The organism is Streptomyces sp. MnatMP-M17, from assembly GCF_900091995.1.
Classification (GTDB): Bacteria; Actinomycetota; Actinomycetes; order Streptomycetales; family Streptomycetaceae; genus Streptomyces.
In genome coordinates this window covers 1-8,461 of sequence record NZ_FMDK01000466.1, presented here as the reverse complement: position 1 = coordinate 8,461, position 8,461 = coordinate 1, and the positions used below count along the sequence as shown (strand labels likewise).

Sequence of the window (8,461 nt, the reverse complement as noted above, 5' to 3'; positions counted from 1 at the left end):
CGCAACGCCTCCCGCCGGCCCGGCTCCGCGCCCGCCGAGCTGCCCGCGGTCCTCGGCAGCGAGGCGGCGGGCGTGGTGGAGGAGATCGGCGCGGGTGTGGAGGGCTTCGCCGTCGGGGACGCGGTCTTCGGCTCCACTCTCACCGGCGGTTACGCGGAGTACACCCTGCTTCCGGTCGGGATCGCCGCGCACAAGCCGGACGCGCTCCCGTTCACGGACGCGGCCACACTGCCGGTCGCGGCGGCGACCGCGTACGACGCCGTGCACCAGCTCGCTCTGGAGCCCGGTGCCACTCTGCTGATCACCGGCGCGGGCGGCGGAGTGGGCGTGGCCGCCGTGCAGATCGCGCGCGGTCTCGGTATCCGGGTCCTCGGTACGGCGAGCGCGGGCAAGAAGGAGTTCGTCGAGTCGCTGGGCGCCGTCCATGTGCTTCCCGGGCCCGGTCTCACCGAGCGTGTGAAGGCCGTGGCGCCCGACGGTGTCGACGCCGTCCTGGACCTGGTCGGCGGCCCGGCCCTGCCCGAGGCGGCCGAAGTGCTCGCCGATCCCGAGGGACGACTGATCAGCGCGGCCGACAAGGGCACGGTGCCGGAGCTGGGCGGCGCGGCCGTCGTACGGGCCCGTACCGCCGCCGTCCTCGACGCGGTCGCCGAACTCGCGGTGAGCGGGACGCTTCGGCCGTATGTGACACGGACCTTTCCGCTGGAGCGCGCGGACGAGGCGCTGCGCGCGGTCGAGGACGGACATGTCCAGGGCAAGATCGTGATCGAGGTCGGCGCATGAGCACCCGACCGTCCATATCGCGCCCTGCCGAACCGCGCACCCGGGATCCCCGGCCCTCGGACGTGCGTACGCCGGATTCCCGTACGCCGGATCCTCGGTCCTCCGACCTCAAACCCGCCGGCCCGCGGCCTCGTCGGCATCCGCTGGACGAGCCCGTGCGCTCCGCGCTCACCGGACCGCACGCGCACTTCGCCGAGCGCCGTGGCCGGCTGCTGCGCTATCCGTCCGAGGTGTCGCTCTGGGTGGCCCTGCCGGAGGATCCCGACGAGCGGGACTGGGCCGACGCCGCCGCCCTCGCGGGACCGGGCGGATCCCTCGGGCTCGTCGGCTTCGACGGTTCCGTGCCCGACGGCTGGGAGATCACCTTCCACGCCGGCGGAGTGCAGCTCGTGGACGCCGGAGTGGCCGCCGCGCCGGACGAGGAGGCCGTACGCCTCGGTCCCGCCGATGTGCCGGAGATGCTCGACCTGGTCGAGCGCACCCAGCCGGGTCCCTTTCTGCCGCGCACCGTCGAGATGGGCACCTATCTGGGCATCCGCCGTGAGGGCGCGCTCGTGGCGATGGCCGGGGAGCGGATGCGTCCGCCGGGCTGGTCCGAGATCAGCGCGGTCTGCACCGCACCGGAGTTCCGCGGCCAGGGCCTCGCGGCCCGTCTCGTCGTGGCCGTCTCGTATGAGATCCGGTCCCGTGGCGAGACGCCGTTCCTGCACGCCGCCGCCTCCAATACGGGCGCCATCAGGCTCTATGAGTCCCTGGGCTTCCGGCTCCGCAAGGAGACGACCTTCCGCGCCGTACGCGTCCCGGACGTCCCGGAGTAGGGGGACCGCGGGATTTTGTTGACTCCCACGCCATCGGTATGCTCCTGACCTGCGGGGATGTCCGCAAGGTCGGTAAATGCCACCATGTGGGACTCCGGCGTACGAGTGGTACGGGCGGTACGAGTGATCGAGGAACGGCAGCGGCGATGACGGTGACAGAGGGCGGCCCCGCGTACGGCGAGAGCCCCGTCCACGACGGGATCCCGGCGCAGGCGGCGCAGGGCGGGAGCCAGGAGTACGGCCCCGGTATCGATCCGGAGCGGATGGCCGTCTGCCTGAGCGTGCTGGACGAACTCGACTCGCTGGATGTCGACCATCCCGACGCGATCGCGGTCCGGCGTGCCACCGCCGGTATCTACCGGACCGTGAAGCAGCGCCGCCGCCAGGAGCGCCGGGCCGCCAAGACCGCCCACGACAAGGCCGTCACCGAGGCCACCGCCACCGGCTCGGCCGAGCGCATCGACGACGAGACACAGGGCCTGCTGCCCTCCTCCTCGGTCACCGGAGAGATCGCGGGCATACTTCAGCGCCCGCGCTCCTGCTACATCTGCAAGACGCGCTACACCGAGGTCGACGCCTTCTACCACCAGCTCTGCCCGGCCTGCGCCACCGAGAACCGCGCCCGCCGCGAGGCCCGTACGGATCTCACCGGCAGGCGCGCGCTGCTCACCGGCGGCCGGGCCAAGATCGGGATGTATATCGCGCTACGGCTGCTGCGCGACGGCGCCCACACCACCATCACCACGCGCTTTCCCGCAGACGCCGTCCGCCGCTTCAAGGCGATGCCCGACAGCGACGACTGGATCCACCGGCTCAAGATCGTCGGGATCGATCTGCGGGATCCGGCGCAGGTCGTCGCCCTCACCGACTCCGTCGCCGCCGAGGGCCCGCTGGACATCCTGATCAACAACGCCGCGCAGACGGTACGCCGCTCCCCGCAGGCGTACAGCGAGCTCCTCGCCGCCGAGTCCGCGCCGCTGCCCGCCGGAGAGCTGCCGGCCTCCGAGGTGATCGGCGCGTTCGGCAGCGGCGCCCAGCCCGTGCTGCGCGCCGCCGGCGCCGAGGCCCTGAGCGCCTCCGACATCACCTCGCTCGCCCTGGTCGGCGGCTCGGCCTCGCTCGCCAGGATCGAGGCGGGCACGGCGATCGACGCGGGCGGGCTCGTACCGGATCTGCACGACACCAACAGCTGGGTGCAGACCGTCTCCGAGGTCGATCCGGTCGAGCTGCTCGAAGTGCAGCTCTGCAACTCCACCGCGCCGTTCATCCTCATCAGCAGGCTCCGTCCGGCGATGGCCGCCGCCGAGGCCAAGCGCACCTATGTGGTGAATGTCTCCGCCATGGAGGGCGTCTTCAGCCGCGGCTACAAGGGCGCGGGCCATCCGCACACCAATATGGCCAAGGCCGCGCTGAACATGCTCACGCGCACCAGCGCCCAGGAGATGTTCGAGTCCGACGGCATCCTGATGACCGCCGTCGACACCGGCTGGATCACCGACGAGCGCCCGCATCCGGACAAGATGCGTCTCGCCGACGAGGGCTTCCACGCTCCGCTCGATCTGATCGACGGCGCGGCCCGGGTGTACGACCCGATCGTGCGCGGCGAGGGCGGCGAGGACCTCTACGGCTGCTTCCTCAAGGACTACGCACCTGCCAACTGGTAGTGCGCCGTTCGGCCGGAACATCACCAGAACGTGAACCCGGGAGAGCGCCGAGCTGCTCATCTGGTTACTCTGGGAGGTACGGGCGGCCACGCACGGGATACACCATCTCCACGGCCGCCGCTGGGACAGGCCCACTACCAAGGCCGCGGTCCCGTCTCTGAAACGGCGCCACCGCGACGGAACTGCCCCTGTCCCAGAGTTGCACGACGCAGAGGAGCGCGCGGTGACACGAAAGCCGACCAAGCAGGAAGAAAGACCGGCGAAGGCCGACAAGCCCAAGCCAGGCCCCGAGAAGATCGGCAACCTGGAGGTGTGGGCCAGATCGGCTCCCATCAGGCTCGCCGGCTACGAGGACGACCTGGCCGAGCCGCACATCCTGCCCGGTATCGACTGAACCGGACGCCGTCCGTCCCGTGCCCCGGGATCTCCGGGGTGCGGGACGTCTTTTTCGCGGCGGACTCGCGGCGGACCTACGGCGGAGATCTCTCCGCTCTCAGCCTCCGGCCGTGATCCGGTGCAGCGTACGGCCCAGCCACTTGGCATAGCCGAGCTGGAGCACCGGCACCAGCGGTCCCGCGAGCCGCGAGTACCAGCGGGCGGGACGGCTGAACGCCATGACCGTGAACCACACCGAGCCGTCCTCGCGCAGCTCGACCACGAAAGACTCCTCGCCGCACTCCGGATGGCCGGGCAGCGTCCCGTACGCGAAGCCGGTGCGGTCCTTCTCGTACGCCGTCCACACCACCTGGCACGGCGCGCTCAGCCGCAGCGGGCCCGGACCGACGGAGACCTCCACATCGGTGCCCGGCTCCGCCCAGGGCGATCCGGCCAGGATCCGCGCGCCCGCCGCGCGGTGCAGCCGCCAGGTGGTGACCGCCCCTCCGGCTGCCTCGAAGACCGTACGGCCGCGGCCGATCCTGACGCGGTGATGGAGATGGTGATAGCCCTCGGGAAGCGGGCCGAGCCGGGTCGCGCCCACCTCGCGGTAGCTGAATACGCCGAAGGCACTGCTGTCCGGCGCGGGACGCGGCTGGGCGGGCTTCATGGGCTTCATACGGCGGTCTCCTTACCGAGGACGTGCCGAGGATGTGCCGAACCGGGGGAGTGCCGACGCCACCGGCGGCGTAGTCGAGGCGTACCCGGTGTGAGGGCGGTGTACGACGACTCGGCGGGACGCGGCTCGCGCGGCGCGACGGCGGTGTGCGGCCCACCGTGATCCGGCTGACCAGCACGGACATCCTGTACAACCCCCTGGACTTGAACGTGTTCAAGTTCCGCGATCACCTTATGCCGTCACCTGAACGTGTTCAAGCCCCGGGCCCGTCCGCCTCGTTCCCGCTTGCGAGGGCGCCGACCGTCCGGCAGACATAAGGAGGACATCCATGGAGGAAGAGGAAGAGGAAGAGGCGGGAGATCACGGTGCGCTCACCCAACCGTCGTCGGCATGCCACGCTTGCCGCGCTGACCGCGGGCATTCTGATCACAGCAGGCTGCGGCGGGGACGGCGGCGAGAACACGTCGGGCCCTCAGATCAACGAGCTCTACTTCCAGCGGGCCGAGGACCAGGGCCCGGATCCGTTCACTCCGTCGACCGCCCTGGAGCTGCCCAAGGGTGCCGCCAAGGCTGGGACCTCTGTGGAGGAGGACGAATCGTACGACGAGAGCGGCAACGGACGGACGGCACGCGCTCTGCCCGGCTCCACGCCCGGTCTCTACGGCGGTGTCCAGGCCGCCTCCAGTTGTGATGTGGAGCGTCAGGTCCAGTTGCTCACCGAGGACGAGGCCAAGGCCGGGGCCTTTGCCCAGGGCGCGCGGGTCGGCCAGGAGTCGGTGCCGGAATTCCTGCGCGGACTCACTCCGGTCTTCCTGCGCGCCGACATCCGGATGACGAACCACGGCTTCCGGGACGGAGCCGCCGCCGAGTTCCAGTCCGTACTCCAGGCGGGCACCGCCGTCCTGGTGGACGGTCATGGACTGCCGAGAGTGCGCTGCACCGGCGGCAGTCCGCTGCGTCCGCCGGTCGTCGCCCAGGGCTCCATGACCCATCGCGGGAGTCCATGGCGCGGATACCGGCCCGAGCGTGTCGTCGTCATCGACCGCACCGCCCAGCCGCTCAGCAGTCTGATCCTTGTCGACACGGTGAACAACGACTGGATCGAGCGGCTGACCGGTACCCATGGCGAGGCCGACGGTCGTCCCGGAACCACTCCGGCGTACGGCCCGGACGCCGACATCACCGATCCGAATGTCGTCAGGACGCCGGAGCAGCCGTCGTCCTCGGGTATCCCCGGAGGCCCTCGGCAGGCTCCGGCTCCGGAGGCGCCGGCTCCGACGCGGGCGCCCGGCGGGACGACCGGACAGCAGAGCGAGCCGCTCGCGCCCAGGTCGCAGCCGGACACCCAGCCTGATTTCCGGCCCGACGGCGGCTCCGGGGCGGACGCCGACGAACAGCAGATGGAGGGCCTGCTGATCGGTCCCGTGTCGTTCCAGGGCTGACGTGCGTCTCGGGACCGAGGTGAGGGGACGTCCCGCATCCGACCGGACCAGTCGAAGAATCCGACAAATAATGACAGAGTGTCTCCATGGCTGAACGGGCAGCGGGGCTGCTGTCGCTCCCCGACGACTGGCCCGCCGAGCCGGACATCAGCCTCTCCCTCAACGGGATGGGCACCTTCGACTGGGACCTCGACAGCGGACTGCTGTATCTGGACGCGACCGCCCTCGATGTGCTCGGCACCCGGCCCGACGAGTACGACGGCCGGCCGCAGAGCCTGGCGTCCCGGGTCCCGCGCGAGGAGGGCATCCGGCTGGACACGGTGGTGTCGCGGGCGCTCAGCGACGGCAGCACCGGGTACGGCGCGTACTTCCGGGTCCGGCTGCGGGACGGATCCCTGCGCTGGACCCACACCCAGGGCAGCATCCGCCGGGACACCGACGGCCGGGCGACGCGCGTCATCGGGGTCGTCCGCGACGCCGTCCAGGAGCTGGCCGACTCCACCGCGCGGCTCGAACTGGCCGCGGTGCGCCGCGTGCAGACCAGTGTTGTCGAGGGCACCGCCGCCGCGCTCGCCCACGCCAGGACCGTGCAGGACGTCATCGACGTACTCAAGGAGTCCGGCGGTCTGGAGCATCTCGGCGCCACCAGCCTGGTGATGGGCCTGCTGGAGTCCGGGCGTATCCATCTCGTCGCCGAAGGGCCCGAGGGCTCGTATGTGCCGGGCACGCGCGTGACGCGGATCGACGAGGGATATCCGATGAGCGAGGTGGTGCGGACGCTGGCGCCGCGCTTCATCGAGTCCGCCAAGGAGTTCGCCGTCTCCTATCCGCTGCTCTGGCCGAGGATCAGCGAGCTCGGTATCAACGCCGCCGCCTATCTGCCGCTGATCGCGCAGGCCCGGCCGATCGGGGCGCTCGGGCTGCTCTACCGCGACAAGGACGGTTTCACCGCCGAGGACCGCAATCTGCTGGTCGCTCTCGGCAGCAGCATCGCCCAGGGCCTCCAGCGCGCCGTCCTCTTCGAGCAGGAGCACGATCTGGCGGAGGGACTCCAGCAGGCGATGCTGCCGCGCCGGATCCCGGCCGTGCCCGGCGCCGAGATCGCGGTCCGCTACCGCTCGGCCCGGTTCGGCAGGGACATCGGCGGCGACTGGTACGACGTCATCCCGCTGCCCGGCGGCCGGGTCGGGGCGGTGATCGGAGACGTACAGGGCCATGACACCCATGCCGCCGCTGTGATGGGCCAGCTCCGTATCGTCCTGCGTGCCTACGCGGCCGAGGGACACGCGCCGGCCACCGTGATGGCGCGCGCCTCGGTCTTCCTCCATGAGCTGGACACCGACCGCTTCGCGACCTGCACCTACGCGGAGGCCGACCTGTCGACGGGCGTGGTCCAGCTCGTACGGGCCGGTCATGTCGATCCGCTGATCCGGGACACCGACGGCCACTGCCGGAGGCTGCCGGTGCCGGGCGGGCTGCCGCTCGGGCTCTCGGCGTTCTTCGGACGGCTCGACTATCCGGTCGAGACCGTCGAACTCGATCCGGGCCAGACGCTGATGCTCTACACCGACGGTCTGGTGGAGCTGCCCGGCGCGGATCTGGACGACGGGATACAGCTGCTGACCGCGCTGGTCCGGGACGGACCGCGCGACCTCCAGATACTGGCCGACCGGCTGTGCGCGGTCATGGACGAGCGCAACGGTGACGACGATGTCGCCGTACTGCTGCTGCGGCGCGGCGGCGCACGCGCCCCGGTCCCCGGCGGCCGGCTTCAGCAGCAGGTCTCCCGTGGCGACCCGGAGGGCCTGCGCACCGCCCGGCACATGATCCGGGCGGCGGTGGGTGCCTGGGGCGCCAGGGAACGCGCGGACGAGATCGAGCTGGCGGCGGACGAGCTGATCACCAACGCACTGATGCACACGGACAACGGCGCGGTCGTGACCGTACGCGTGCTGTCCGGCGCGGAGCGACGGCTCAGGGTCGAGGTGGAGGACTGCTCCAGCGTCCTGCCGCACCGTCGCGACGCCGGTGAGTCGGGTGTCTCGGGCCGCGGGCTGCTGCTGGTGGACCAGCTCTCCGACGCATGGGGAGTGGAGTCCCGCGGCAGTGGCAAATGCGTCTGGTGCGAGTTCGTCGTCCCGGACCGGCCATCACCCTGAACGGCCGTCACACCGTTGGGCACAGGTCGTTGACTTCAGGTGAAGTGGCCATACTTGACCGTAATCGACCATTCGCGATTGGTTTTCTCCTCCCTCTACCGTCTGGGGCTCCCTTGACCACCGAGCTGCTGGCACCTCTCGATCTGGCTTTCTGGCATCTCGAATCCGCCGACCATCCCATGCATCTCGGCGCGCTCGCCGTCTTCACCGCCGCGCCCGGGACGGCGGGCGGCGCGGGACTGCTGGAGCTGCTCGCCGCGCGCGCCGCCGCCATTCCCCGGCTGCGGATGCGGGTACGGGACGTCTGGCTCCCGGTCGGCGGCGCCGCCTGGGCGACCGACAAGGACTTCGACGTACGGCGGCATGTACGGCGGCTGATCCTGCCCGAGGGAGAGTTCGCGGCGCAGGCCGCGCGGCTGGCGGGCGAGCTGATGGAGCGTCCGCTGGAACGCGGCATCCCGCCCTGGGAGATGTACGTCCTGACGCCGAGGCGGCCTGCCGTGGAACGGGCGGGAACGCGGGCGGGAGCACGGGCCGGAAC

Annotated in this window: 8 protein-coding genes; 7 read left to right on the top strand and 1 reads right to left on the bottom strand. The window is 71.1% G+C overall.

Features of this window, described 5'->3' with window-relative positions:
• From GA0115259_RS21035 to GA0115259_RS40455, 4 genes are all read left to right on the top strand, one after another.
• A partial coding sequence (locus GA0115259_RS21035; RefSeq protein WP_107469234.1) for an NADP-dependent oxidoreductase occupies positions 1-783 on the top strand: 783 nt, incomplete at its 5' end.
• Positions 780-1,601: a GNAT family N-acetyltransferase gene (locus GA0115259_RS21030; protein WP_093599451.1), complete on the top strand. Its 822-nt coding sequence runs from the start codon at positions 780-782 to the stop codon at positions 1,599-1,601. The genes GA0115259_RS21035 and GA0115259_RS21030, both read left to right, overlap by 4 nt.
• 146 nt (positions 1,602-1,747) lie before the next feature.
• Positions 1,748-3,265, top strand: coding sequence for an SDR family NAD(P)-dependent oxidoreductase (locus GA0115259_RS21025; RefSeq protein WP_370748303.1), 1,518 nt, complete (start codon positions 1,748-1,750; stop codon positions 3,263-3,265).
• 223 nt (positions 3,266-3,488) lie between these two features.
• The gene (locus tag GA0115259_RS40455) at positions 3,489-3,659 is read left to right on the top strand and encodes a hypothetical protein (RefSeq protein ID WP_176732606.1); all 171 of its coding nucleotides are present in this window, start codon (positions 3,489-3,491) and stop codon (positions 3,657-3,659) included.
• 99 nt (positions 3,660-3,758) lie between these two features.
• On the opposite strand, the gene GA0115259_RS21020 is transcribed toward GA0115259_RS40455, so the two are convergent.
• On the bottom strand, positions 3,759-4,310 hold the full coding sequence (locus GA0115259_RS21020; protein WP_093599453.1) for a DUF1990 family protein: 552 nt from the start codon (positions 4,308-4,310) through the stop codon (positions 3,759-3,761).
• A 374-nt stretch (positions 4,311-4,684) separates the two neighbouring features.
• On the opposite strand from GA0115259_RS21020, the gene GA0115259_RS21015 reads away from it, so the two are divergent.
• The 3 genes from GA0115259_RS21015 to GA0115259_RS21005 all read left to right on the top strand — a co-directional run.
• Positions 4,685-5,761 (top strand): DUF6777 domain-containing protein, encoded by a 1,077-nt coding sequence (locus GA0115259_RS21015; RefSeq protein ID WP_093599448.1) that lies wholly within the window; start codon positions 4,685-4,687, stop codon positions 5,759-5,761.
• An 86-nt stretch (positions 5,762-5,847) separates the two neighbouring features.
• A complete protein-coding gene (locus tag GA0115259_RS21010) occupies positions 5,848-7,920 on the top strand; it encodes a SpoIIE family protein phosphatase (protein ID WP_093599445.1) in 2,073 nt (690 codons plus the stop codon).
• Positions 7,921-8,033: 113 nt separating this feature from the next.
• On the top strand, positions 8,034-8,461 hold a 428-nt coding region (locus GA0115259_RS21005; protein WP_272921162.1), incomplete at its 3' end, for a wax ester/triacylglycerol synthase domain-containing protein.

Excerpts from the sequence above, each read along its gene's own strand:
- GA0115259_RS21010 (WP_093599445.1), top strand. The coding sequence starts at position 5,848 with ATGGCTGAACGGGCAGCGGGGCTGCTGTCGCTCCCCGACGACTGGCCC.
- GA0115259_RS21020 (WP_093599453.1), bottom strand. The coding sequence starts at position 4,310 with ATGAAGCCCGCCCAGCCGCGTCCCGCGCCGGACAGCAGTGCCTTCGGC.
- GA0115259_RS21025 (WP_370748303.1), top strand. The coding sequence starts at position 1,748 with ATGACGGTGACAGAGGGCGGCCCCGCGTACGGCGAGAGCCCCGTCCAC.
- GA0115259_RS21030 (WP_093599451.1), top strand. The coding sequence starts at position 780 with ATGAGCACCCGACCGTCCATATCGCGCCCTGCCGAACCGCGCACCCGG.